This window comes from Sandarakinorhabdus sp. DWP1-3-1, assembly GCF_049896705.1.
Classification (GTDB): Bacteria; Pseudomonadota; Alphaproteobacteria; order Sphingomonadales; family Sphingomonadaceae; genus Sandarakinorhabdus.
Genome location: NZ_JAFCUV010000004.1, coordinates 1 through 25,389, shown reverse-complemented (window position 1 = coordinate 25,389; position 25,389 = coordinate 1). Strand labels below are relative to the sequence as shown.

Annotated in this window: 23 protein-coding genes; 8 read left to right on the top strand and 15 right to left on the bottom strand. The window is 70.3% G+C overall.

All coding sequences use genetic code 11. The annotated features are described in order from the left end of the window. Positions 1–186 precede the first annotated feature (186 nt). From ACP7AI_RS17495 to ACP7AI_RS17450, 10 genes are read right to left on the bottom strand one after another with little or no spacing between them, the layout of a single operon-like run. Positions 187–897 carry a LuxR C-terminal-related transcriptional regulator gene (locus tag ACP7AI_RS17495; protein ID WP_426170244.1) on the bottom strand — a complete coding sequence of 237 codons (711 nt, stop codon included), beginning with the start codon at positions 895–897 and terminating at the stop codon, positions 187–189. After that, a complete protein-coding gene (locus ACP7AI_RS17490) occupies positions 894–1,982 on the bottom strand; it encodes a glycosyltransferase family 4 protein (RefSeq protein ID WP_426170242.1) in 1,089 nt (362 codons plus the stop codon). The genes ACP7AI_RS17495 and ACP7AI_RS17490 overlap by 4 nt, the downstream gene beginning before the upstream one ends. A 1-nt stretch (position 1,983) precedes the next feature. Continuing rightward, entirely contained in the window at positions 1,984–2,703 is a 720-nt protein-coding gene (locus ACP7AI_RS17485) for an HAD family hydrolase (protein ID WP_426170239.1), read from the bottom strand. After that, positions 2,700–3,722, bottom strand: coding sequence for an ATP-grasp domain-containing protein (locus ACP7AI_RS17480; protein ID WP_426170237.1), 1,023 nt, complete (start codon positions 3,720–3,722; stop codon positions 2,700–2,702). The genes ACP7AI_RS17485 and ACP7AI_RS17480 overlap by 4 nt, the downstream gene beginning before the upstream one ends. 4 nt (positions 3,723–3,726) lie before the next feature. Beyond that, on the bottom strand, positions 3,727–4,410 hold the full coding sequence (locus tag ACP7AI_RS17475; protein WP_426170234.1) for a PIG-L deacetylase family protein: 684 nt from the start codon (positions 4,408–4,410) through the stop codon (positions 3,727–3,729). After that, on the bottom strand, positions 4,407–5,321 hold the full coding sequence (locus ACP7AI_RS17470; RefSeq protein ID WP_426170231.1) for a methionyl-tRNA formyltransferase: 915 nt from the start codon (positions 5,319–5,321) through the stop codon (positions 4,407–4,409). Before ACP7AI_RS17470 ends, ACP7AI_RS17475 begins: the two co-directional genes overlap by 4 nt. Then, positions 5,293–5,892, bottom strand: a complete 600-nt coding sequence (locus tag ACP7AI_RS17465; protein ID WP_426170228.1) for a sugar transferase — start codon at positions 5,890–5,892, stop codon at positions 5,293–5,295. Before ACP7AI_RS17465 ends, ACP7AI_RS17470 begins: the two co-directional genes overlap by 29 nt. Then, a complete protein-coding gene (locus tag ACP7AI_RS17460; protein ID WP_426170225.1) occupies positions 5,892–7,055 on the bottom strand; it encodes a glycosyltransferase family 4 protein in 1,164 nt (387 codons plus the stop codon). The genes ACP7AI_RS17465 and ACP7AI_RS17460 overlap by 1 nt, the downstream gene beginning before the upstream one ends. Further along, positions 7,052–8,239: a glycosyltransferase gene (locus tag ACP7AI_RS17455; RefSeq protein WP_426170223.1), complete on the bottom strand. Its 1,188-nt coding sequence runs from the start codon at positions 8,237–8,239 to the stop codon at positions 7,052–7,054. The genes ACP7AI_RS17460 and ACP7AI_RS17455 overlap by 4 nt, the downstream gene beginning before the upstream one ends. Further along, the gene (locus ACP7AI_RS17450; RefSeq protein WP_426170220.1) at positions 8,239–9,318 is read right to left on the bottom strand and encodes a glycosyltransferase family 4 protein; all 1,080 of its coding nucleotides are present in this window, start codon (positions 9,316–9,318) and stop codon (positions 8,239–8,241) included. Before ACP7AI_RS17450 ends, ACP7AI_RS17455 begins: the two co-directional genes overlap by 1 nt. A 9-nt stretch (positions 9,319–9,327) precedes the next feature. Between ACP7AI_RS17450 and ACP7AI_RS17445 the strand changes: the two genes are divergently transcribed. The 7 genes from ACP7AI_RS17445 to ACP7AI_RS17415 all read left to right on the top strand — a co-directional run bounded on the left by ACP7AI_RS17445 (position 9,328) and on the right by ACP7AI_RS17415 (position 16,926). Continuing rightward, positions 9,328–9,669, top strand: coding sequence for a hypothetical protein (locus ACP7AI_RS17445; protein WP_426170218.1), 342 nt, complete (start codon positions 9,328–9,330; stop codon positions 9,667–9,669). A 53-nt stretch (positions 9,670–9,722) separates the two neighbouring features. Further along, positions 9,723–11,786 (top strand): polysaccharide biosynthesis protein, encoded by a 2,064-nt coding sequence (locus ACP7AI_RS17440; RefSeq protein WP_426170215.1) that lies wholly within the window; start codon positions 9,723–9,725, stop codon positions 11,784–11,786. After that, positions 11,786–12,988, top strand: coding sequence for a DegT/DnrJ/EryC1/StrS family aminotransferase (locus ACP7AI_RS17435; protein ID WP_426170213.1), 1,203 nt, complete (start codon positions 11,786–11,788; stop codon positions 12,986–12,988). Before ACP7AI_RS17440 ends, ACP7AI_RS17435 begins: the two co-directional genes overlap by 1 nt. Further along, positions 12,985–13,842: a sulfotransferase gene (locus tag ACP7AI_RS17430; protein WP_426170210.1), complete on the top strand. Its 858-nt coding sequence runs from the start codon at positions 12,985–12,987 to the stop codon at positions 13,840–13,842. The genes ACP7AI_RS17435 and ACP7AI_RS17430 overlap by 4 nt, the downstream gene beginning before the upstream one ends. Beyond that, entirely contained in the window at positions 13,839–15,110 is a 1,272-nt protein-coding gene (locus ACP7AI_RS17425) for an O-antigen ligase family protein (RefSeq protein ID WP_426170208.1), read from the top strand. Before ACP7AI_RS17430 ends, ACP7AI_RS17425 begins: the two co-directional genes overlap by 4 nt. 2 nt (positions 15,111–15,112) lie before the next feature. Next, positions 15,113–15,664 carry a polysaccharide biosynthesis/export family protein gene (locus ACP7AI_RS17420; RefSeq protein ID WP_426170205.1) on the top strand — a complete coding sequence of 184 codons (552 nt, stop codon included), beginning with the start codon at positions 15,113–15,115 and terminating at the stop codon, positions 15,662–15,664. 131 nt (positions 15,665–15,795) lie between these two features. Further along, complete coding sequence (locus ACP7AI_RS17415; protein WP_426170203.1) at positions 15,796–16,926, top strand: outer membrane beta-barrel protein; 1,131 nt, start codon at positions 15,796–15,798, stop codon at positions 16,924–16,926. Between the two features lie 16 nt (positions 16,927–16,942). On the opposite strand, the gene ACP7AI_RS17410 is transcribed toward ACP7AI_RS17415, so the two are convergent. Together ACP7AI_RS17410 and ACP7AI_RS17405 are read right to left on the bottom strand one after the other, a co-directional pair. Next, the gene (locus ACP7AI_RS17410) at positions 16,943–18,040 is read right to left on the bottom strand and encodes an acyltransferase family protein (protein ID WP_426170201.1); all 1,098 of its coding nucleotides are present in this window, start codon (positions 18,038–18,040) and stop codon (positions 16,943–16,945) included. Next, positions 18,030–19,358, bottom strand: a complete 1,329-nt coding sequence (locus ACP7AI_RS17405) for a pectate lyase family protein (protein ID WP_426170198.1) — start codon at positions 19,356–19,358, stop codon at positions 18,030–18,032. Before ACP7AI_RS17405 ends, ACP7AI_RS17410 begins: the two co-directional genes overlap by 11 nt. 750 nt (positions 19,359–20,108) lie before the next feature. Between ACP7AI_RS17405 and ACP7AI_RS17400 the strand changes: the two genes are divergently transcribed. Further along, positions 20,109–20,774, top strand: a complete 666-nt coding sequence (locus ACP7AI_RS17400; RefSeq protein ID WP_426170195.1) for a LuxR C-terminal-related transcriptional regulator — start codon at positions 20,109–20,111, stop codon at positions 20,772–20,774. Positions 20,775–20,792: 18 nt separating this feature from the next. On the opposite strand, the gene ACP7AI_RS17395 is transcribed toward ACP7AI_RS17400, so the two are convergent. The 3 genes from ACP7AI_RS17395 to ACP7AI_RS17385 are packed head-to-tail and all read right to left on the bottom strand — an operon-like array spanning position 20,793 to position 25,220. Further along, complete coding sequence (locus ACP7AI_RS17395; protein WP_426170192.1) at positions 20,793–22,100, bottom strand: HlyD family type I secretion periplasmic adaptor subunit; 1,308 nt, start codon at positions 22,098–22,100, stop codon at positions 20,793–20,795. A 5-nt stretch (positions 22,101–22,105) separates the two neighbouring features. After that, positions 22,106–23,830, bottom strand: coding sequence for a type I secretion system permease/ATPase (locus ACP7AI_RS17390; protein WP_426170190.1), 1,725 nt, complete (start codon positions 23,828–23,830; stop codon positions 22,106–22,108). Next, a complete protein-coding gene (locus tag ACP7AI_RS17385; protein ID WP_426170188.1) occupies positions 23,823–25,220 on the bottom strand; it encodes a TolC family protein in 1,398 nt (465 codons plus the stop codon). The genes ACP7AI_RS17390 and ACP7AI_RS17385 overlap by 8 nt, the downstream gene beginning before the upstream one ends. Between the last annotated feature and the right edge of the window lie 169 nt (positions 25,221–25,389).

The following is a 25,389-nucleotide window of genomic DNA, read 5'->3' as shown; positions in this document are numbered from 1 at the left end:
AGCGAGCGCCGCCGCGGTTCGCGGCAAACGCCGCAGGGCGAAGCCGCTCCGGGCCGCCCTGCGGGTGCGCCGAGGCTGGCAAATGGCGTCGTTGCGCGACCTTGCCGGGGGCCAAAGGCCCGCCAGCGGTCCCGCGCCTAGCCATTTGCCAGCCTCGGCGCATGACGGGGCATGACATTTATGAGTTCACGACCTAGGCCGCGACCCGGCGCTGCGGCCCGTTTGCCCCGGGACCGGCGGCAGTTCCGCCGGGGCGAGGCCGTTGATGATCGCCCACATCGCTGCCTGGGTGCGATTGAGCACGGCCAGCTTGCGCAGGATCGCCTTGATATGGCCCTTCACCGTCGTCTCGGTGATGCCAAGCGTTTCCGAGATCAGCTTGTTGGGGTCGCCGCGCGCCACGCAGCGCAGGATGGCGCTTTCACGCTCCGACAGCGGCTCCCCCGGCTGGCCGGCGGCGCGGCGGAACGCGGTGGCGAAATTGGTCGCGGTCAGCGCGGCGACCGCCGCCGACGGGATGACATGTTCGCCCGACGACACCAGGCGCAAGGCGCTGGCCAGCGATTCCCCGGCAATGCCCTTGGCCAGATAGCCGTTGATGCCGGCGGCAAAGGCCCGGGCGATCGCATCGACGCGGCAGTCGTCGGCCATCAGCACCAGTTGCGTCGCCGCCAGCGCCTGCCGCAGCAACCGGCATTCGGCGATTGCATCCTCTGCCGGCCCCGAATCGAAAAGCACCAGCGCCGGTGGCGGACGGTCGCCGAGCTGATCGAGCAAGGCCTGGCCGTCGACGGCCTTGGCGACCACGACGAACGCCATCGCGCCCAGGATATTGTCCAGCCCCTCGCGGACGATGGCACTGCGCGCGACGATGGCGACCTGGAGAGCGTCGGTCATGCCGCTGCCCTCGTCACCGCCGACACCAGCGCATCCCATTGCGCGATGACCTGGCCCGGGTCGCGGGCGGCCATGCTGGCACGCGCCGCGGTGCCCAGCGCGGCGCGCAGGCCGGCGTCGGACATCAGGCGCGACATCGCCCGCCCCAGCGCGGCGACATCGCCATCGGCGACCAGCAGCCCCGTCACCTCGGGTTCGATGGTCGCCCGCGGGCCATAGCGGCAATCGAACGCCACGACCGGCAGCCCGGCGCTCAACGCCTCGGCAAGCGCGTTCGGCCAGCCTTCGTGGCGCGACGACAGCACAAAGGCGTCGGCCTCCGCGATCCAGGCGAGCGGCGCGCTGAGGCCGGCAAAATCCACCCGGTCGGCAATGCCCAGGCTCGCCGCCTGCCGCGCCAGCGCCGCGCGTTCCGGGCCCTCGCCCCAGATGCGCAGCCGCCAGTCGGGATGCCGGTCGGCGACCCCGGCAAAGGCCGGCAGCAGCAGGTCGAAGCCCTTTTGCCGGTCCAGGCGACCGACCGCGGCAAGGATCCTCATCCTTGGTGTCACTCGGGCTGCCGCACCCCGATCGACGGCGACCGGCGTGACGGGATTGGCGATGACGACGGCCCGGTCGGCGACCGTCGGCGGCAGGCATTCGCGGCTCGCCGCGGTCTGGATGACGATGCCGTCGGCGCGCGGATACAGGCGATCCAGCAGCAGGGTCCACCAGCGGCTGGCCGCCTGCAGCCGGGGATTGTTGCGTTCGGACACGATGACCGGAATATCGAGGCCGGTCGCCGCCAGCAGCGCCACGACATTGATCTTGGTGAGGAAACTGATGGCGACAGCGGGTCGTTCGGTGCGGAGGGTGGCGCGCAGCGCCGCCACGCGCCGCAGCCACAGGCGGCCTCCGCGGCCGGCGACGTCGAGCCGAAGCAGCCGCACATGCGGCCCGAAATCATGATAGGCCGGCGCCACGGCGCTGTCGAAGCTGATGACGGTGACGCGATGTCCGCTGTCCCCCCAGGCCGACCCCAGCTGGGCGATCACCCGCTCCGCCCCGCCGGCACCCAGCGCCGCGATGACGAAGGCGATGTGCATCTCAATGCGCGGCCCGGGCGAGGATCGGGCGCTCCTGCAATTCCAACAGGGCATCGTCGAGATCGTCGAGGCTGAGGATCGCCAGGTCGGCCAAAACGGCGCCGCGGACGTCGGCGGGGTGGATGCCGGCCTGCCGGACGATCTGGACCGAATGCCAGCCCAGCGCGCGCGGCGCGACGAAATCCTTGGCCGGGTTGTCGGCGACATAGACCATTTCCGCGCCGGTGACGCCGAAATGCGCGGCGACATGGTCAAAGCCGCGCCGGTGCGGTTTCCAGCAGGCGCGACCCCAGCGATCGGTAAGGACGATCGGCGCAAAGCCGGCATCCTCGAGACCGAGCGCCGCCACCTTGTTGGCCTGGGTGCGCAGATAACCGTCGCTGACCAGCGCCCGCCGGCGGCCGTCGCGGGCCAGGAAGCGGGCGGCGTCCGCTGCCAGCGCGATCGTCGGCACATGGTCGCGGTAGACATCGACCATATCGGCCACCAGCGTCGCCGGCAGGCCGAGCTGGCGCAGGACGACGTTGAAGACATGGCGGCGCTCACCGGCGGCGAAGACCTTTTCAGCGCGGGCGGCAAAACCCTCCACCCCTTGGCGATCGCGGAGCCAGGCCGCGACGGCGGCAAAGCCGCTGCTGACGAAGTCACGTTCCAGATACAGCGTGTCGTCGAGATCGAAGACGATCACGCTGATCGCCGAATGGCGGCGGGCCCGGTTCATGGCGTCACGAACACGGCGGCGTCATAGCGCAGCATGCGCACGCCGTCCTGCCAGTGGTTATTGGCCGTCGACGGCAGGCCGGCCGCCTGTTCGACCAGCCAGCGGGCAAAGCTGCCGCCGGCGCGATCGGCGACCGGATAGCCGCCGCCGAAGCGGGCGTTGATCTCGAACACCGATGCCGACCCGTCGGACGCGACGAACGCCTGGAAGCAGAGCGCGCCGCGCGCGCCGGGCAGCGCGGCGGCGAGGCGGACGGCGATATCCTCCAGTACCGGGGCGCGGCGTGTCACCCCCTTTTCGACCTCGCCGGCGCGGACCTGCTGGCGCAGATGGGGGATGGCACAGCGCAGCCGGCCGTCGCCGTCGATGAAGATGTTGACGGTGTATTCGTCGCCCCGCAGCAGGTCCTGGACGACGAGCGGCTCGTCCATCGCGCCGGCGAGGTCGGCCGGCGATGCGACGGCGCGCACAGCCCGCCCGGCGCTGCCGCCGCGCGGCTTGGCAAAGACCGGCCAGCGCCAGTCGTCGGGCGCGGCCAGCACCGCCTCGGCGGTCGCCGTGCGGGGCGACGGGATGCCCGCCTGCGCCAGGAATGTTGCCGTCGCCAGCTTGTCGCGCGCCATGGCGATTACCGCCGGGTCGCTGACGGACACCTGGATGCCGGCATCGGCGAAGCGCGCACGCGCCGCGCTCAGCGGTGCCAGATCGGGATCGATCGTCGGCACCACCAGCTGCACGCCATGGGCGACACACAGCGCATGCACGGCATCGGCATAGCCGCTGTCGTCGGCGCGCGGCACGGCATGGGCCGCGTCGGCGCTGTGGCAGGCGGCGCTGGCATCGGGATCGAGGTCGCAGGCGATGATCTCCAGCTCGACACCCGCCGCCGCCGCGCCGCGCCGGAAGCAGTCGAGCAGGCCGACGCGGCGCCCCGCCGAGGTGACGAGCATGCGCAGCCGGCGGCGGCGGCCGCTGGCGGTGGTGACATCATCGCGATCGATGGCCAGGCTGTCGATCATCGCGTCACCCCACTTCCCGGATCAGCATGAAGGCTTCGGCGGCGGCGTGCCCGACGGTGGCGCCGCGCAGCATGGCCAGCGCCCGCAGCGCCTCGGGCGAGCGTTCGGCGGGAAACGCCTGGACCTGCGAGGCAAAGGCCGCGAACGCCGCCAGCTTGGTTTCGAGCTGGTCGGCGATGCCGATATGGACATTGGGGGCAAAGGTCGGCGTGATCCCCGGCGCATACCAGTTGGTTTCGGACAGCGTTTCATAGGCCAGCACCCGCTGCGGGCAGTTGCCGTCACGCGGCCGCGCCGCGACCATCGCCGCATTGAACACCAGCTGGTGATCGAGATGCACGTCGCCGATGAACGGCACGAACAGCGTGTCGGGCGCCACGTCGGCGACCAGCGCGCCGATGGCGGCATTGAGATCGGCGTGCGGCACCTGGTCGAGCGCCGCGGCGGGAAAATCCAGCCAGTGCGTCCGGCGGACGCCGACCAGCGCATGCGCCGTCGCCGCTTCCGCCGCGACCCGCGCCACGTCCGCGGCGCTGAAGCGGGGCGGCGCGCCGCGGGTGACGATGGCCACCTCGACATCGCGGCCCGCCGCCGCCAGCCGCGCCATCGTGCCGCCGACGCCCAGGATCTCGTCGTCGGGGTGCGGCGCGATGACGAGCACGCGCTGCATGCGATCGACGATGCTCATGCCGCCAGCCCCAGCCGGCTGTGCAGCGCCGGCGGCCGCATCGACGCGCTCTGCCACTCCTCGACCGTCAGCAGGCCGCCGTCGCCGCAACGGACCTGGAAGCGCCCGTCGCCGACGGTGACGACCTGGCCGGGGATGGCGGCCCGGTGGCGGCTGCCGTCACCGGCCTGCGCCGCCCACAGCGTCAGCGGCTCGCCGCGCGCGCCGGTCTGCGCGCCGGGATAGGGCCGGCCGACGGCACGCACCAGCCGCGCGATGTCCGCCGCTGGCTGCCGCCAGTCGATGGCGCCGTCACCCGGCAGCCGGCGCGCCGCCCATGAGGCATATTGTTCGTCCTGCGCGCGGCGCGGCGGATCGCCGGCGGCGAGCGCCGGCAACGCCTCGCGCAGCAGCGCCGCCAGCACGTCGAGCTGCCGGGCATAAAGCGACCCGACGCTTTCTTCGGCACCGACGTGGAGGAAATGCTGCGCCAGGATCGGGCCGGTATCCGTACCCTCGTCGATCCAGAACAGCGTGCCGGCGGTGATCGGTTCGACGAGCAGGATCGTCCAGGGCAGCGCCGCGCGGCCGCGCAGCCGGGGCAGCGGCGCCGGGTGATAGCCGATGACGCGATGCCCGGCGGCGGCGAGGAAGGCCGGCCGGCAGATCTGCGACCAGCCGATGACAAAGACATGGTCGGGCGCCAGGCGGGCGATCTCGGCGGTGACCGCGGGGGCGTTGCTGTCGGCGGCATGGATGACGCGCGTGCCGGTCCGCGCCGCCTCGCCGCCGAGGTCGGCAAAGTCGGAATGGCGCCCGGCGAGGTCGGGCGGCAGCGTCACCAGCGCCGCCACGGTCCAGCCGGGCGTGGCGGCGATCGTCTGCAGCGCGATGCGCGTGCTTTCAACCGCGCCGACGATGACGGCTCGCATGGCCCCTCCCGATCCGGACATGGTTGATCCGTTCACCGAACAGGACGACGCGCACGGTTTCGACGATGATCCGGGCGTCGAGCCACGCCGAGGCATGGTCGATGTACCACAGGTCCAGCGCCAGCTTGTCGCCATCCGACAGCAGCGCATTGCCGTTGACCTGCGCCCAGCCCGTCAGCCCCGGCCGCACCAGGCCCCGGCGCTCGCCGCTGCGGCCCATCGCGGTGATCGTCTGCGGCAACAACGGTCGCGGCCCGACCAGCGCCATCTCGCCGGTCACGACATGCCACAGGCCGGGCAGTTCATCGATGCGGCTGCGACGAAGAAACCGGCCGAGCCCGGTCAGCCGCTCGCTGTCGGGCAGCAACTGCCCGCCCGCATCGCGCGCATCGCTCATCGACCGCAGCTTGATCATCGCGAACGGCACACCGGATTGCCCGCTGCGCACCTGCGTGAACAGCACCGGCATGCCGAGACCGATGGCCACCGCCAGCGCCGCCGCCGCGATGATCGGCGCCGTCACCAGCAGCGCCGCCAGCGCCAGCGCCGCCTGCAGCAGGCGCGCCACCATCAGGCGGCACCCATGGCAAACCTGGCCACGCTGCGCACCGTCACGGCGGGGCGGTCGAGGCCCATGCCCGCCAGCAGCATGGCGTTGACATGGGCGGTGTCGAACCGCTGTTCCGCCAGTTCCCGCGAGCGCCGGCCCATGCGGACCGCCAGCCAGGGATCGTCGACAAAGGCCTGCATGGCCTGTTCCAGTGCCCCGGCGTCGCGCACCGGCACCAGATAGCCGTTGCCGTCGATCGTCTCGCGGCAGCCGGGGGCATCGGTGGTGATGACCGGCCGCCCGGTGGCCAGCGCCTCCAGGATCGTGCGCGGCAGGCCCTCGCGATACCAGGTCGGCAGCACGAACACGCTGGCGGCGGCGAGGTACGGCCGCACGTCGCGGGTCTCGCCGAGATATTCGATGTCGCCGCGCCCGACCCAGTCGTCGAGCTCGGCCCTGGCGATGCTCGCCGGGTTGGCGTCGTGCGGCCCCAGCAGCTGGAAGCGCGCATCGGGATGGCGCGCCCGGATGCGGCGCGCGGCGGCGGCGAATTCGCCGAGCCCCTTGTTGCGCAGCAGTCGCGCGACCAGCAGGAACACCGGCGCCCCCGGCGGAATCGGCTCGGCCGCGAACCGCCGCGTGTCGACGCCGGACCCCGGCACCTGCACGACGACATGATCGGGCCGCAGGATGCCCCAGCGCGCCATTTCCGCCGGGTCGTCGCGGTTGAAGACGAACACCGTCTCGGCATCGCGGACGCCGGCACGGTACAGCGCGGCGACGAGCCGGCGCAGCAGCCGGCGCGGCTGCCCGTCGTCGGTAAAGACATGCCCGAGCCCGCTGACCATGGCATGAAACCGGATCCCGCCGACCAGCCGCGCCGCGATGCCACCATAGATGATCGGTTTCTGCGTATAGGCGAGCAGCGTATCGGGGCGTTCCGCGCGCAGCAGGCGCACCAGTGCGGCGACCGTCAGCGCATCGGCGAACGGGTTCAGCCCGACGCGGGACATGGGAATGCGCCGGAACCGCACGCCGATTTCTTCAAGAGCCGCCCGCGTCTCGGCATTGTCGTCGGGCGCACAGGCGACGACCTCGTGCCCGGCGCGGACCATCGCGGCGAGCAACGTGCCGCGGAAATTGGTCAGCGACCAGGCAAGGCTGGCGAGCACGACGATCTTCATGCCGATGTCGCCTTGGGCAGCGACGTGGCCAGCGGCGGCGGCGGGCCGCGGTCGCGCAGCACCGAGGTATAGAGCCCGTCGTACAACGCCGCGATCCGCGCCAGCGCATAGTTGCCGACGATGCGTTCGCGCGCGGCCGTCCCCAGCCGGGCGCGGCCCTCGCTGCCGAGGCCGGACAGCCAGCCCAGCGCCGCCGCCATCGCGCCGGGGTTGCGCACCGGCACGATGCGGCCGCAGCTGCCGACGATGCTGCGGCAATCGCCGACATCGGTGGCGATGCACGGCACGCCGCTGGCCATCGCCTCGCCCAGGATATTGGGAAAGCCCTCGCCCCAGGCCGACGGCAGCACGACGATATCGGCGCCGCCGAGCCAGTCCGCCACATCGGCGCGTTCGGGGGATAGCGTCAGCCGGTCCGCCGGCAGCGCCTCGGCCAGCCTGGCCGCAAGCTCCGGCGGCGGCGCGTCGAAGCCGGCACCGACGACCAGCAGGTGCAGGTCATGGCCCTGGACGCGCGCCCGGCGCACCGCCTCCACCAGCGTTGCATGGTCCTTCATCGGATGGTGGCGGGCGACGACGGCGACGATGATCGCATCGTTGCGGATGCCGAAGACGGCGCGCAACGCGGCGGGCGCCTCGGCCCGCGGCCGGAACTGGTCGCAGTCGAAGCCATTGGGGATGACAAGGGCGCGGTCGCTGCGAAAGCCGAAATCGCGATACTGCCGGGCCGCGACCTCGCTGTTGTAGATGATCGCCGCGGGTGTTCCCGACAGCAGCCGGCCGAGCCGCAGCACGGCGCGGCTGAGCGGCTTTTCGAACGCGATGTCGACCAGCGAATGGCGGATGTTCCACACCACCGGCGCCCGGCCCGGCAACCCGGCGGCGGCGATGGTCGCGGCGATGTTGCCATGGTGCATCCAGCCCTGCACCAGCGCCGGCCGCACCCGCCGTGCCGCCGCGACCAGCCGCACCAGGTCGCGCGGTGCCGGCGCGCCCTGGCGCATCGCCAGCGTGTTGATCGGCACGCCGCGGGACCGGATGCGGCCCTGCATGGCGCCGGGGCTGAGCAGCGACAGCACATGCGGCTGCAGCAGCGGATCGCGGGTGCCGTGCTCGACAAGCTTGGCCAGCATCGTTTCGGCGCCGCCGACATTGAGGCCGGTGATGACATGCAGGACCGACATCAGGCGGCCAGCTGCCGGTAGATGTCGGTAATCGCGCCGACATGGGCGCCGATACCGTAGCGGCGGCGTGCATCGGTGCCGGCGGCGGCGGCCAGGGCGGCCGCGCGCGCCGGATCGTCGAGCAGCGCCAGCACGGCGTCGGCAAAGGCGTCGGGGCGGTCCGGCGGCACCAGCAGCCCGGTGACCCCGTCCGCGATCGCCTCGACATTGCCGCCCGAGGCCGCGGCGACGACCGGCGTGCCGAGCAGCATCGCCTCGATCAGCGTGCGGCCGAAGGGCTCGTCGACGGCGGTGACCAGCAGCAGGTCGCACAGCGTCATCCACGGCGCCGACGGGGTGCGATAGCCCATCAGGCGCAACCGGTCCTCGATCCCCAGTGCCCGCGCCCGGGCCAGCACGGCGGCATCGAGGCCGGGATCGACGACGTCGCCGAACATCAGGCCGACGACGGGGGCAGCCGGGTTGCGGTCGCGCAGTGCCGCCAGCGTCTCGACAAAGACCAGCGGGCGCTTGCGGTCGGTCATTATGCCGAAATAGCCGATGACCCGCGCATCGCCCGGCAGGCCCAGCTGCGCCAGCGTCGCGGCCCGCGGCAGCGGCGCATCGGGTCGCGCGCCGGTATCGAACGGGCTGTGGATGACGCGGCACTTGTCCGCCGCCGATACCAGCCCCGGCCGCGGCGCGGCAAAGTCCGAAACCGCGACGACGCGATGCGCCAGCCACGGCGCCAGCCAGCGCAGCGCCCGCGCATCGGGGCTGCCGCGATGATGCCAGAGCAGCTTTGCCCCCGCCAGGCGAGTGGGCAGCGCCCAGGTCGCGTGCATGGCGCCATCGTTGGTGTGGACGATGCCGATGCGGCGGCGGCGCAGGAAATGCGCCAGCGCCAGCGCCAGCCGGGGAAAGGCCAGGGCCTGGCGGCTGCGACTGGCGCCCGCCGAATGGCCGATATAGTCGGCCGTCGGCGCCATCTCGTATTCGACGCCCTCGTCGCGCAGCAATGCCGCCAGCTGGCCGCCATCCCGGTGCAACAGCACCAGCGGCGCAAAACGCCGGCGATCGAGCCGCTGGATCAGCTTCACCGCGGACACATGGCTGCCGCCGACAAGCCCGCCGGCAAACGGAAAGCAGACCGGCACGGCTGCTTCGCCATCGTCCGCCAACTGCATCTGTTCGCCCCCGCCGTTCTGTCTGGAAGCGCCAGCCTATTGGCAATCGCGGCAAATCCGGTGGGCGATTCCGGACACTATCCCTTTGTCGCAAAGGTGCGGGCCGCCGGACCGGGCGGCGCCCCGCCGCCGCCCCATCGGAGGGATCGAGCCGGCGATTTCGTGCTGTTCGGTTGCGCCGTCCGGCACCCGTCGGGATTGCTGCCCAACCCGAATGTGATAGCCGGCACCCCGTATGGCCTGTTCGCCAAGCCACTGCGATAGCTTAATTATTAAGCAGGGTAAGGCGGCAGCGACGACCGCCGGGCGACAGGAACATGCATCAGGGGGACCGGCAGGTGCTTGGAAAGACGATCGGCAACAGGCGGGACAGGTTTGCGCGCAGCGCCGGCAAGATCGCGCTCGACGCCAGCGCCGCCGGTGCGGCTCTGGCGGCGGCATTGTGGCTGCGGATGAGCGGCGACATCCCGCCCGCAATGCACCAGGGCCTCGTCATGGCGCTGCCGACGACGGTGCTGGTCACCGGGCTGATGCTGTACGTGTCGGGCGTCTACAATCGCGCCTGGCGCTTCGTCTCGCTGGTCGACCTGGTCTCGGTGGTGCCGGCGGCGACGCTGTCGGTCGTCGCCACCGTCCTGGCCATCCGCCTGACGACGCCGGGGGACTGGCTGCCGCTGTCGGTGCCGATCATCCAGTGGTTCATCCTCGTCGTCGCCATCTGCGCGATGCGCCTGGTGCGGCGGCTGGTCTGCGACCGCCATACGTTGGCCCGCGCCACCGACGGCGCCCCCGCGGCCCCCCGCCAGCCCCGACCGGTCCTCCTTGTCGGCACCATCGAGCGTGTCGAGATCGCGCTGCGCAGCCTCGAAACCAGCGAACGCGGCCGCTATCGCGCCGTCGGCATCATCGACCAGGACGGCCGCAATCTCAGGATGCGCATGCGCGGCGTGCCGGTGCTCGGTGCCCTCGATGCCGTCGAGCAGGTGGTCAACGGCCTCGACGCGGTCGGCCAGCGGCCGGAATATGTGTTCCTGGTCGATGGGCCCGAGGCCATCAACGGCCCCGACATGGTGCGGCTGGTGTCGAAGGCCGAGTTCCTGGGGCTGAAGGTCGGCCGCATCGCCCAGGCCATCGGCGTGGAATCGCACGCCGACCAGCTCGACCTGCGCTTCATCGACATCGACGCGCTGCTCGATCGCCCGCAGGTCCAGCGCGACCAGGTGCTGACCCGGCGCGCCATCGCCGGTCGGCGGGTGCTGGTGACCGGGGCCGGCGGCACCATCGGGTCGGAACTGGTGCGCCAGATCGCGGCGCTCGATCCCGCCGAGCTGATCCTGCTCGATCACAGCGAGATCAACCTGTACACCATCGACCTCGAGATGACCGAGAACTTCGGCGCCATCAAGCGGTCGCCGGTGCTGTGTTCCATCCGCCAGCGCGAATGCCTGATGAACGTCTTCGAGACCTACCGGCCGGAACTGGTCTTCCACGCCGCCGCGCTGAAGCATGTGCCGCTGGTCGAGATCAATCCCTGCGCCGGGGTGCTGACCAATGTGCTCGGCACCCGCAACGTCGCCGATGCGGTGCGCCGGCACGGGGTCAGCGCCATGGTGCAGGTGTCGACCGACAAGGCGGTGAATCCCGTCGGCGTGATGGGCGCCACCAAGCGACTGGGCGAGCTTTACTGCCAGGCGCTCGACCTGGCCGGCGAAGGCAAGCCCGGGTCGCCGCGCTTCGTCACGGTGCGCTTCGGCAATGTGCTTGGTTCCAGCGGCTCGCTGATCCCGCTGTTCCAGCGCCAGCTCAGCCGGCGCGGGCCGCTGACGGTGACGCATGCCGATATCGAACGCTTCTTCATGACCGTCCACGAGGCGGTCAACCTGATCCTGCAGGCGACGGCAGAGGCCATGAATCCCGATGTCCGCCGCGGCCGCATCTTCGTTCTCGACATGGGCGACCCGGTCAAGATCATCGACATCGCGCGGCGCATGATCCGGCTGGCCGGGCTGCAGCCCGATATCGACGTCAAGATCAAGGTCGTCGGGCTGCGTCCGGGCGAAAAGCTGTACGAGGAACTGTTCGACAGCGGCGAAAAGCGAATGGCATCGTCGGTCCCCGGCATCATGGAGGCGGAGCCGGTGCCGGTGCCGCATCGCGAGCTGCAGCGCCTGTTCGACCGGCTGGAGACCGAGGCGCTGGCCGATCATGCCGACACGGTGCGCCGGATCGTGCTCGCCGCCACCGGGCAGCCGGTCACCGAGGCCGCGATCGTCGTCGCGCCAGAGCCGGCGGCACCCGCCCGGCAGCCCGTTCGCGTCCCGCGCGTGCCGGCCGGCGCCGGCGTACCGGCAAATGCCGTCGCCGCGCAGGGAGCGGCCTGATGGCCACCGCCCGGCACGCGCTCGCCCCCGTCGCCGACGCGCCGCGCCCGGTCCGGTCGCGCTGGCCGCGCCACGAACAGGACGAGATCGACGCGGCCGTCGCCGTGCTCGCCTCGGGCCGGGTCAATTCGCTGGTGCATGGCGACCAGTGCCGCGCCTTCGAGGCCGAGTTCGCGGCCCTCTGCGATGCGCCCCACGCCATCGCCATGGCCAATGGCACGGTGGCGCTGGAGGTGGCGCTCCGCGCGCTCGACATCGGCACCGGCGACGAAGTGGTGGTGACGCCGCGCAGTTTTTTTGCCTCGGCGGCATGCATCGTCAATTGCGGCGCGGTGCCGGTCTTTGCCGACGTCGACCCCGCCAGCCAGAACATCACCGCCGAAACCATCGCCCGGGTGATCTCGCCGCGGACCCGCGCCATCATCGCGGTCCATCTGGCCGGCTGGCCGTGCGCGATGCCCGAGATCATGACCCTGGCGCGGGCCTATGGCCTGAAGGTCATCGAGGATTGCGCCCAGGCCCATGGTGCCAGCCTCGACGGCCGGATGGCCGGCAGTTTCGGCGATGCCGCCGCCTTTTCATTCTGCACCGACAAGATCATGTCGACCGGCGGCGAAGGCGGCATGCTGCTGCTGCAGGACGACGCCGTCCATGCCCGCGCCTGGGCGCTGAAGGACCATGGCAAGTCGCTCGCCGCGCTGGGCCAACCGGCAACGGGCAGCAGTTTTCGCTGGGTCCATGACGGTTTCGGCAGCAATTACCGCATGACGGAACTGCAGGCTGCCATCGGCCGCGCCCAGTTGCGCAAGCTGCCGCGCTGGCTGGGGCAGCGGCGCGCCAATGCGGGCGTCTTGCTGGCCGGGCTCGGCGGCCTGCCGGCGCTGCGCCTGACGGTGCCCGACGAAGCGATCGGCCATGCCTGGTACAAATTCTACGCCTTCCTGCGGCCCGAACGGCTGCACGCCGGCTGGAGCCGCGACCGCATCGTCGAAGCCGCCGTCGCCGCCGGGGTGCCGTGCTTCAGCGGTTCATGCCCCGAAATCTATCGCGAGCGGGCCTTCGGCCACGACCAGCGGCTGCCGACGGCGCGGGCGCTGGGCGAAACCAGCCTGATGGTGCCCGTCGATCACACCCTGGACGCCGGCGAGATGGCCCGGATCGCCGACGTCCTGCACGCCATCATCACCACCGCGACGCGATGACGACGCCGCGTCGCCTGCCGGATTTCCTGATCATCGGCGCGGCCAAGGCCGCGACGACCTGGATCGTGCACCAGCTGCAGCAGCATCCCGACGTGTTCCTGCCGGGGCCCGAGCCGCATTACTTCAGCAGCGCCTTTGATCTCGGGCCCGATTGGTACGCCGCCTGGTTCGCCGCTGCGGGCCGGGGCCAGCTGGTGGGGGAAAAGTCCGCCGACTATCTCGCCCATCCCGAGGCGCCGGCGCGTATCGCCGCCATGCTGCCCGACGTGAAGCTGGTGGTGCAGCTGCGCAACCCGATCGAGCGCGCCTATTCCGACTATTGCATGTTCTATCGGCGCGGCATGGTCGACAAGCCGCCCGAAAGCTACCTCCGGCACGACGCGACGCTGCCGCGGTTCCTGGAGGACGGGCTGTACCATCGCCATCTGGCGCGCTGGCTCGAGGTGTTTCCGCGTGACCGCATCGCGCTGATCCTGCACGAGGATATTCGCGCGCAACCGGAAACGGTGATCGCCATGGTCAGCCGGCACCTCGGCATCGCGCCGCGCATCGCCGAACAGGAGGTGGTGGCCCGGGTCAACGACAGCCAGGCCCCGATCCTGCCGCTGGCACTGCGCACGCTGCTGGCCCCGGTAAAGGACCGGGTCGCACCGCTGCGCGATCGTGCCTGGTTCCGCGCCGCGCACGCGGCCATCGCGCGTCCGCCGCGCTATCCGCCGCTGACCGCCGACCTGCGTCGGCGCCTGCGCGATTTCTATCATGACGACGTGCTGCGGCTCGGCGCGCTGCTCGGCCGCGATGTCTCGCCCTGGCTGGCGGTGGACGACCGGGTGGCGGGGGATCGGGCCGCATGACCGATGCCGCCGCCTTGGCGCCGGCGGGCCGGGGTCGCGTGGTTTCGGGCCGGGCGGTTTCGGGCCGCGATGCCGGCCTGACGCTGCTCACCGTCGCGGTGTTCTTCTCGGCCTATCTGACCTGGCGGCCGTTCGACATCATGTTCACGCTCAGCGACGGCCTGTTCTGCCTGGCGGCGCTGGCGCTGCTCGCCGGGCAGGGCGTGCGCGGGGCGCCGTTCGGCGCGTTCACCGGCGCCTGGGTGACGGGGTTCCTGCTGATGATCCTCGGCCTGTTGATCGGCAGCATCGTCAACGGCGACCCGCTGCGCTGGATCATCACCACGCTCCAGTACAGCTTTGCCTTCATGGTGCTGCCGTTCCTGCTGGTCGGCCACGGTCTGGCGCGCACGATCAACCTCGCCAGGGGGCTGGTGGCAGGGGTGGCCGCCATGGAGGTGTTCGGCATCGCCGTCTATGTCCTCATCGACGGCAGTTTCGAGGAAAACCGCCGGTTCGGGCTCGATTTCATCAGCGGCAGCCGCCGGCTCGGCGTATTCCTCAGCGATGCCAACTGGAACGGCGCGGTCATCGCGATGACGGTGCCGTTCGTGCTGTTCCTCGCCGCTCGCCGCCAGCTGTCGCAGCGGGCCGCGGCGCTGTTGCTGCTGGTCTTCCTGGTCGGCGGCGTGCTGGCGGCGTCGGTATCGGCGCTGGCCTGCGGCCTGACCGGCGTGGCCATGATGATGCTCGCCGGTGGCCTGCGACCGCCGCCAAAGCTGATTGCGGCAGGCGTTGCCGGGGTCGCGATCTATGCCGCCACCGGCAACGGCCTGCCGGCGGCCTTTGGCGCCCGGGTGCTGCCGGCGCTCGAAAGCGGCGACCTGGCCAATGCCGGCACCTTCAGCGGCCGGCTGGCGCTGATGCAGGAGGCGTGGCGGATCGTCGGCGACACGATGTTCGTCGGCCTGGGGGCCGACCAGTACCGGGTGGTCAGCGCCAGCGGTGCGCCGGTCCACAATGTCTACCTGCTGCTCTGGGCCGAAGGTGGCATCGCCGCGCTGGTCGGCTGGCTGGTGATGCTGCTCGTCCTGCTGGGCATTGCTGCCGCGGCGCTGCGGCGCGATCGGCTGGCCGGGGCACTCGGCCTTGCCGTCACCATGTCGTTCATCGTGTCGTCGATCGCCAGCCCGCACATGTACGCCCGGATGTGGGTGGTGCCGGTGCTGCTGGCGGTCGCGCTCATCTTCGCGTCGGCCGAACAGCCGCGCCCGTCGAAGGAACCCTGATCATGCGCGCCCTGCCCCTGGTCGTACTGCTGTCCCTGTGTTCGGCCTGTGCCCCGGTACGCGGCGCGGTCGCGTCACCGCCGGCGGCGGCGGCCCCGTACCGGCTGGGCCCCGGCGACGAGGTTCGGGTCACGGTCTTCGGCCTCGATGCCGCCAATGCCAACTATGTCGTCGGCGACGCCGGCAGCATCGCCCTGCCGCTGATCGCGCCGATCCGGGCGAGCGGCCTGACCGTCGACGAGCTGGCAGCCGCGCTCGCCGAGGCCATTCGTGCCCGCGCGCTGGTCAAGGCGCCGAGCGTCACCGTCCAGGTGCAGAAATACCGGCCTTTCTACATCCTGGGCGAGGTGCAGAAGCCGGGGCAATATCCCTATGTGCCCGGCATGTCGGTGCTGGCGGCGGTCTCGATCGCCGGCGGCTACACATTTCGCGCCAACAAGAAATCGGCGATGATCGTGCGCGGCGGCGACGGCAACGTCATCAAGAGCCGCGGCCCCGCCCAGACCCCGGTGCAGCCCGGCGACACCATCACCGTTCCCGAAGCCTGGTTCTAGCCCCGATGGCACCGTGTCGCCGCAGCGGACGACGGTGCCGCAATCGACGGCGCAGCGGTCCGAGGGTACTGGCCGCGCTGCTGGCGACGGCCACCGCAGCGGCGCCGGCGCAGGAAGCGCCGCTGACGCCGATGGAGCTGCCGCGCCCGGGCTATGAACAGCGCACCCTGCGGCTGGGCGCGACGACCATCGCGTCGCAGCTGAGCGTGCTGTCCCGCTACGACGACAACATCTTCGCGGTGTCGCGCAATGCCGACGATGATGTCGTCTTCACCATTTCGCCGCGGCTGCTGCTGACGACGCGGCAGCAGCGCCTGAGCCTCGACGGTATCGCCTATGCCGACATCAACCAATATGCCCGGTTCGGCAGCGAGAGCCGGACCGGCTTCGGCGCCCGGCTGTCGTCGCAATATCTGGTCGGCGGCGACGACAGCATCAGCGCCGGTGTCCAGGCGGAACGGATCGTCCAGTCCCGCAACGACCCCGAATCGCAAAATCGCCTCGGCCTGTCGCCGCGGCAGATCAACCTGTTCGCGGCGACCGCCGGCTATCATCATGGCGGCGGGAACCTGGAGCTCGACATCCGCGGCAAGGTCCAGCGCAACTATTTCCTCGAACCGGGCGACGAGGAGCGCTCGTTCATCGCCTATATCCCGTCCGTCCGCCTGTCGTTCGCGTCGTCGCAACAGTTCGCGACCTTCATCGAGGGCTATGCCAACATCCGCGACAACGACCTGCGCGTCGATCTTTCGGGAATCGATCGCGACATGACGACCTTCGGGCTGTTCGTCGGCAGCCGCGTCTCGATCACCGGCAAGCTGAAGGGCGAGGCCGGCATCGGGCCGTTCCGGGCGGTGCCGGCCGATCCGGCGCTGGCACCCTATTGGGGCATCGGTGGCAATGCCGAGCTGGTCTGGTCGCTGCGGCCGCGCACGGCCGTGACGCTGAAGGGGTTTCGCGGCGATGTCGCCACCGCCCAGGTCGGTGCCGCAGGCCGCACCGACACCAGCATCAGCGTGCGCGTCGACCAGGAGGTGCGCCACAATCTGATCGCCGCCATCCAGGCCGGCTATCTGGCGACGCTGTTCCGCGGCGCCGTCGCGCCGCTCAAGACCCGGTCGCTGCGCTTCGATGCCGAATATCTGGTCGACCGCCGTTTGTCGCTGTTCCTGGAGGCCAGCCACACCCGCCGCGCGGCGCGGATCGCGGAGGATCGTTTCACCCGCAACTATGTCGGCATCGGCATCAGGCTCAAAGGCTAGGCCGGCCCCGCAGCGCTCACGCCTTGTAGATCCCCTGCCGGAAGAACCGCGCGTAGGGCCAGCGTTCCAGCCGCCGATGGACGATATCGGTCGCCAGCAGCATCGGCGGCGTGACCGCCAGCGCGAACAGCGCCATGGAGACCATGATATCGGGGGTGAACCAGCCCATCCGGTCGAACAGCATCCGTACCGGCAGGTAGACATAGGGGTGGACGATATACAGGCTGTAGCTGACGGTGCCGAGGTACAGCGTCGCGCGGTTGCCGAGCAGCCGGGCGGTCAGGCTGCCGGCGTGCACGGCGAGCCAGAAATAGACGCCGGTCGCCACGATCAGCGCGACGACCGCCGGATCGGCGAGCTCCGCATGGGTATATTCATAATGGTCGATGGCGGCGAGGCGGGCGACGAGCGCCAGCGCCAGCGCCTCCAGCCCGGCGGCAAGCGGCTGCGGCAGCAGCAGCCCGCGATCGTGCGCGATGCGGATGGCGACACCGACGACGAAATAGAGCGTGATCGGAAAGCTGGCGAGAAATGCCAGCGACGCGCCGCCGGCCAGCAAGGTCAGGATCGCGCTGCGCCGGACGAACGCCACGTGCCAGGTCACCGCGATGCACAGGTAGAACAGCACCTCGAAGGTCAGGCTCCAGGCGTTGGGCGTCAACTGCTCGGTGCCGGTGAACAGGTTGAGGAACAGGAAGCCCGACACGATGGCGACCGGCGTGTTGAGCGCCGGATAGGCATTGGTGAGACCGTTGAGGACCACGAACAGCACCGAAAAGGCAAAGAACATCGGGTACAGCCGCAGCAGCCGCCGCAGGCCGAATTCACCCAGCGTGTACCGCCTGACGCTCGGCAGGATGACAAAGCCGCTGATGACGAAGAACAGCTCGACGCCATAGGTGCCGAGGTGCCAATAGGGCTTGATCGCCTCGACATAGTGCTGGTTCGCGGCATAAATGTGCTCTGCCGTGCCGCCGAGCAGATGGGCGAGGAACACCATCATCGCCGCGACGCCGCGCAGCCCATGGGCGGCAACATTGAACCTGTCCTCGACCGCGCGGACCACAGGCGCCGTGACGGGGGCAATGGCGATGCCGGGGGCTTCACTTGCCATTGCTGATCGCCCGGCGATGCAGGGTGTCGAGGAAATTGTCGAAATTGGGCCAGCCGTCGCCGTCCTTGTCCGACCAGGCATCGTTGGTCGCGGTATCGAGGCCCCGGGCCCGTTCCCAGCGATCGTCCATGCCGTCGCGGTCGGCATCGGGATAGGGGGCGGCATTGGCGATGACCGGCAGTTGCCCGGCGGTGCGCGGGATCTGCCCCGTGCGGCTGCGCACCTCGGCGACGATGCGCCGGTCGAAACTGTCGCGTGGGAAGGCGCCGGCGGTCGCCAGCACGGCGCCATAGGCCCGGGCGGCGGTCAGCGGCGGCGGCTTCAGCCCGCAGACCGGCGCGGCGACGATGGCGCCGGCGGCGTCGGGCGACACCATGCCCCGGATGTTGCCGTCGATGATATTGTCGGCGTGATAGATGCGGGCGCGGCCGGTGCTGCCGATGCGCGGGCGATCGATGGCATAGCTGTGGCGCGGGGTGTTGGGGCCGGTCCTGATCACGTTGCCGATGACGTTGACCGGCGTGCCGCCATAGCTTTCCCAGATTTCGACGAACTGGGAGGCGGCGTTGTACAGCACGTTGTTGTTGATCTCGACGCACGACCCCTTCGGGAAGTTCGCGTCCGGGTTGCGGTCGCCGTTGTGCGCGCACAGGTTGGCGATAAAGCTGAAGCTTTGCGGACCCTTGGGATCGCTGGCCATCAGGGCGCATTTGTCATGCGGCTGGATGCCCTCCGCAAAGATCGACCATGACACGGTGACCCGATCGTTGGTGCCATAGCCGCTGAGATTCTGGTCCAGCGCCCAGGACCCGCTGACATGGTCGAGGATGACGTTGCGGCTGTTCTCGATAGTGAAGGCACCGTTGGCGCCGCGATCGTCGCCGCGCTTGTCGGGCCGCACCCTGATATGGCGGACGATGACGTCATGGGTGTTCTTGATGACGAGCGGGGTATAGCCCCGGGGCCCGCCATCATGGGTCAACAGGATGCCGCCGCCCGGCGCGGTCTGGCCGGCGATGGTGATGCCGGGGTTGACGATCATCGGGCGCGTGGTGGTGAAGCGGATGACGCCGCCGACACGAAAGACACACACCCGCGGGCCGCGCGCATCGATGCAGGCGCGCAGCGACCCCGGGCCGGAATCGGCCAATGTCGTCACCGGGATGATGGCGCCGCCGCGACCGCCCGGCGTGTCGCGACCAAAGCCGGCCGCACCCGGAAAGGCCGGCAGTGCCGCCGCCGCGGGACCGGCCAGCCCCGCCGCCAGCCCGGCCGCCAGGCCCACGCACGCCAGCCAGGCCCCCGTTTTCAATGGCATGATCGTTCCTGCTCCCCCTGACGTCGGTGCCAGTGAACGTCAGTGCGGCGATGGCGTCACTCCACCCAAAAGTATGGTGGGGGTGCAATTTCGGTGGGGCTGCGCCTGTCGCGGACGGGCAGGTGATCGACGGCGAATATGAACGAAATGCGGATCGCCGAAATCATGCGTTCACACGGGTGAAAGCGCCCGCGCGCATCCGCGGCCGGAAAGTCCCGGTATCCGCCGCATGCCATTGCGACACGATCTCAGTCCGCAACTAAAGTCGCGATCGGACGGCGACCGCGTAAATCTTGTTACTGATTTATGTCGAGGCACAACTCGTGCCGATAGATGCGACACTGCCAATTGTTTCGCCAACGTCCCGAGATTGTTGTGGGCGTTCGGATGCGTACCCTTCTGAATTGCTGTCGATCATTCGGATTCGAATCGGAAGAGGTGATTCGGAAGCGATTTCTACGGCAGCCACGCCTACCCAAAGGTAGTAGCCAGATTTTTCCATCGTGCATGCACAGCGTTGGATTCTCGACAATTTGCGCTGCCCGCCCCGCCAACCGGTGCTTCCTGGCATCCCATAATGTGGGCGTGCGATTTGCATAATCCTTATCAATTAGCTAATTTCCAGGCAAGAAAGTCGGCAAACCGGTCCACACCGGCAACAGGCTTTCAGCGGTCGTTTACCACGCATGGGGCATAGCGAGGGGGCTGACGGTCACCGGACTATACCCGTAATAGTCTGGGAGACCTGTAATGTTGGCGTGTTCGATCAGTATCGTTGCTCGTAATGAAATCGTCCGCGAGGGGCTGCGGCGGATCCTGTCCGACCATCAATTCATCGTCAGGGCCGCGGTCGGCTCGGCGGACGAACTGCTCGATATCGCCGATGAGGTCGAGGATTGCCGGCTGATCATCGTCGACACCGTTGCCGGCAACGACAGCGCCGACAGCTGTGCCGTGTTGCGCGAACGCTTTTCGGTGCCGCGACTGGTGCTGATTGCCGAGGATTGCGCCATCGTCACCATCGTCCGTGCGCTCGCCGCCGGCGCCGACGGCTATCTGTCCAAGGGCATTTCCAGCGAACCGCTGATCAGTGCGCTGCAGATGATCGCCCAGGGCGAAAAGATCGTGCCGTCCCAGACGATTTCCGAAATGATCGCCATGCCCATGCACGGTTTCAGCGGCGAATGGGATGCGACCCGGTCGGGGGTCAACCTGTCCGAACGCGAGATCCAGATTCTCAACTGCCTGATCCGCGGCGACGCCAACAAGCTCATCTCGCGGCAGCTGAGCATCACCGAGGCGACGGTCAAGGTCCATATCAAGGCGATCCTGCGCAAGCTGCACGTCATCAATCGCACCCAGGCGGCGATCTGGGCGGTAAGCAACGGCCTGCCGAGCTACCAGGCCCGCGCCTGACGGCAACCGGGGCGGCGGCTAACGGTCGCGAAAGGCGTTGCCGCCGACCCTGGCGACCGGGGTCGCCAGATAGGACAGCACCGACCGCTTGCGGCCGAGCAGGTCGACGCTGGCGATCATCCCGGCCTGGATCGGCAGCAACGATCCGTCCGGCGCGCGCAAACCCGGCTGCCGGGTGCGCACCCGGATGGTATAGTGGCTTTCGCCGCTGCGCTGGTCGACGGTCGCATCGGGCGACAGCCGCTCGACGACCCCGTCCAGCGCGCCATAGATCGTATAATCATAGGCGGTGATCTTCACCGTCGCCTGCTGGCCGGGGTGGACGAAGGCGATATCGGCCGGCCGCACCTCGGCTTCCACGACCAGCGCATCATCGACCGGCACGATCTCCACCAGCGGATCGCCGGCACGCACCGTGCCGCCCGGCGTCGCCACCAGCACCCGGTTGACGGTGCCGGCCACCGGCGCGCGCACATCGGCGCGGCGTACCCGGTCCTGCAGCGCCGGCAGCATCGCTGCTTGCCCGCCAAGCTCGGCCCGGGTCGTGGTCAGCTCGCCCAGGGCATCGGCGCGGAATTTGTCGCGGACACCATGCAGGCCGGAACGCGCCTCGGTCACCGCGGCGCGGGCGCGCTGCACGGCGACGGCGGCAGCAGCGGCACCGCCGCGCGCCTCGTCCTGGACCGCGCGGGCGCGAACCAGCGCGATCTGCGGCTCGATCCCCTTGTCGACCAGCGGCGCGATCATCGCCACCTCGCTGTCGGCCGACCGCGCCGCCTGCGCCCGCGCCCGCGCCTCGACCTCGGCCTGCGCCAGCGCCCGCTGCGCCTGGTCGAGCCGGGCCGTGGCCATGGCGGTGGCGGCGGACAATTCGGTGGCGCGGGCGGCATGCAGCGCCCGTTCGACCGCGATCACCTCGGGCGCATCGGCGGCCAGCGCCGGCGGAAATGTCGGCGCGCGTCCAGCGATTTCGGCCTCCAGCCGCGCTGCCCGCGCCGCCAGCGCGCGCGAGCTGGTGCTCGTCCGGCCATATTCGGCGGCGAACTGCGTGGTGGCGAGGCGCAGCAGCGGCTGCCCGGCGGCAACCCGCTGGCCCGGCCGCACCAGGATGGTCTCGACCGTGCCGCCTTCGAGGTTCGACACCACCTGCAGCTGCCGCGACGGAATGATCCGACCCATCGCCGTCGCGGTCTCGTCGACCCGGGCCAGCGCCGCCCAGCCCAGCAGCGACCCGGTCAGCCCCGCGATCGTCCACAGCATCAAGCCGGCGGCGCGCGACGGCGCCAGCGGCTGCGCGGCGGCCTCGATCGTGGTGGCAAGCGACATGGCGGTCACCCCGTGGTGCGGATGGACTTGAGCACATCGTCGCGCGGCCCGGCGGCGACGACCCTGCCCTTGTCGAGGACGATGATGCGATCGACCAGCCTGAGCAGCGACCGGCGGTGGGTGACGAGGACGAGCGTGCGCCCCGCCACCTCGGGCTCGAGCCGCGCGATCAGCGCAGTTTCGGACTGGCTGTCCATCGCCGATGTCGGCTCGTCGAGCAGCAGGATGGCGCGCGGCCGGGCCAGCGCCCGCGCGATGGCGATCGACTGGCGCTGGCCGCCCGACAGCCCCTCGCCGCGATCGGCCAGCTGCAGGTCATAGCCGTTCGGCACCTGGCCCATGAAATCATGGGCACCGCTCACCTGGGCGGCGCGCAGCACCGCGGCATCGTCGACGGCGGAGTCGCCGAGCGCAATATTCTCCCGCACGGAACCGGACAGCAGCAGCACGTCCTGCAGCACCGCGCCGATATTGTGGCGCAGGTCGTCGGGGTGCAGCTGGCGGACGTCCGCATCATCGACGAGCACGGCGCCGTCGCTGGGCGCATATAGCCCCAGGATCAGCCGGGTGATCGTCGATTTGCCCGATCCGACGCGCCCGATGATGGCCACCCGTTCGCCCGGCGCGACGGTGAACGACACATCGTCGAGCGCGCGGCTGCTGCTGCCCGGATAACGAAAGCTGACCCGGCGAAAGGCGATGCCGCCCGCCAGCGTTTCGCGGCGCAGATAGCGCGTGCCGGCCAGCGCCTCGCCGCCGCCCTGCATCAGCCGGTCGAGCTGGGCATAGGCCGATCGCGTGTGGCTGAGCCGGGTCAGCAGCCCGGCGATCTGGCCCAGCGGCGCCACGCAGCGGCCGGCGAGGATAGAGCAGGCGACGAGGCCGCCCATCGTCAGGTCGCGCGCCGCGATCATGTGGACGCCGACGATGACGACGCCGATATAGGCGACCTGCTGGGCCGACTGGGCGACATTGATGCTGATCGCGGCGACCAGCCGCTGCTGCAGGGTGGAGGCGGCGTGATCGTCGACGGCCCGCGCCCAGCGGCCTGCCAGCAGGGGCCCGGCCGACGACGACTTGACCGTCTCCAGCGCCGAAATCGCCTCCACCAGCACGCCCTGTTTCGACAGCGCCTCGTTCAGGCCCCGGCCCGACAGCCGCGCCAGCAGCGGCTGCGACGCCACGCCCACACCCACGACGATCGGCAGCATGGCCAGCGGCACCAGCACCAGCGGCCCCCCGATGATCCAGATCACGACCAGGAACAGCAGGATGAACGGCACGTCGACCAGCGTGGTGACGGTGGCGCTGGCAAAGAAATCGCGCAGCGTCTCGAATTCGCGCAGCAGCCCGGCAAAGGCGCCGCTGGAACCGCGCCGGGCGTCGAGCCGCATCGTCAACATGCGGTCGAAGATGGCGGCACCGACGATGCGGTCGATCCGCTGCCCGGCGATGTCGAGGAAATAGCCGCGCAGCGCCCGCAGGATGAAATCGAAGACCAGGACGATGGCGACGCCGATCGACAGCGCCAGCAGCGAATCGACGGCATTGTTGGGGACGATGCGATTGTAGACCGTCATCGAAAACAGCGAGGTCGCCAGGCTGAACAGGTTGATCAGCACCGCCGCGACGATGACCTGGCCATAAAGCCCGCGGCTTTCCAGCACCGGTTCCATCAGCCAGGCGGCGATCCGCGGCCGCGGCCCCGATGGCGCCGCAAGGTCAGCCACCGATGGTGACCCCGGCCGCCGGCAGCATCTCGCCGGTGCGGACGAGCAAGGTGTAGCGCGCCACGTCGAGTGCGACGACGCCCTCGACATAGTTGACGGCGGCGGTCGCATAGGCCTGTTCGGCGCGCAGCAGCTCGATCAGCGTGCCGCGGGCGACGCGATATTGCTCGACATAGGAATCGCGGGCGCGGCGGTTGGCGACATAGGCCGCCTCCAGCACGGCGGCGGTCGCCTGCAGCGCCTCGACCTCGGCAAAGGCGATTGCGGCGTCGCGCGCCGCTTCGGCGGCGACGCGGTCGGCCTCGAACCCGGCCTTGCGGGCATCGGCGGCGACTTCGGCGATGCGGCCGCGCTGGGCGCCGCCGGCGAACAGGCTCTGTCGCACGACCAGCGTGCCGCGGATTTCATAGTCATTGCCGGAAAAGATGTTGTAGCGGCTGCCGTTGAGCGCGGCGGACAGGCGGGGCAGGCCGTCGGCGCGGGCGGCGGCGTGATCCCGGCGCACCGCCTCGGCGACCAGCCGGGCGACCTGCACGGCCGGCGTGTCGCGTCCCATCGCCTCGGCGATGTCGGCGCGCGTGGCAACGCTCGCCGGCGCCATCGCCCGCGCCAGCCGGGGTGGCGGTTCGACACCAAAGGCCTCGCGATAGCGCGCCCGCGATTGCGCCAGCCGGCCGGCCAGCCGCGCCGCCAGCGCCTCGGTATCGGCGACCACCGCCTCGGTGCGGGCGACATCGCCGGCCGACCCGACGCCCTGGGTCATCCGCGCCCGGACATCGGCGAGCACGGCCTGCTGGCGCCGGGCGGCGGCGGCGGTGATGTCGACCAGCATCTGGTCCTGCAGCCGGTCGTACCAGGCGCCGACGGCGCGCAGGGCGGTCTCGGCCGCCGCCCGCTCGATATCGGCATGGGCGGCGCGGATGCGGGTGTTGGCGGCCGCGATGCGCGCACCGGTGGCGCCGAAATCGAACAGCAGCTGGTCGCCGGCGACGACAACATCGGTGCGCGCGCGCGGCGACAGGCTCTCGACGATCGTCGACCGGTCGCCGAAATCGCGGGCGAGCGCGCGCGCGGCGACGAATTGTGCATCGATGCGCGGGAACAGGCGGGCGCGGACCTGGGTGCGGACGCCCGATTGCGCCTCCTGCTCGGCAATGGCGGCGGCGACGGCGGGGTGGCGCGCGACGGCATCGCCCAGCTGTTCGAGGAACGGGCCGGGCAGGCTGCTGGCATGGCCGAACACCAGCAGTGGATCGCGGCTGAAATCGATGGCTTGCGGCGCCCCCGACGGCGGCGGCAGGATGATCGTCTGGGCCGGTGCAGGGGTCGCAGCCAGCGCGAGCACGGCCGGCACGAGCGCGGTCCGCCAGCCGCGCCGGGCATCAGCCATCGATGGCGGCCAGCCGGCGTGGCGCATGGTCACGCACGCCGACGCCGCGATAGGCGATCCCCCTGCGGGCCATTTCATCGGGGCGGTAGACGTTGCGCAGGTCGGCGATGGCGGGGGTCTTCATGACGGCCTTGACCCGGTCCATGTCGAGGCCGCGAAACACGTCCCA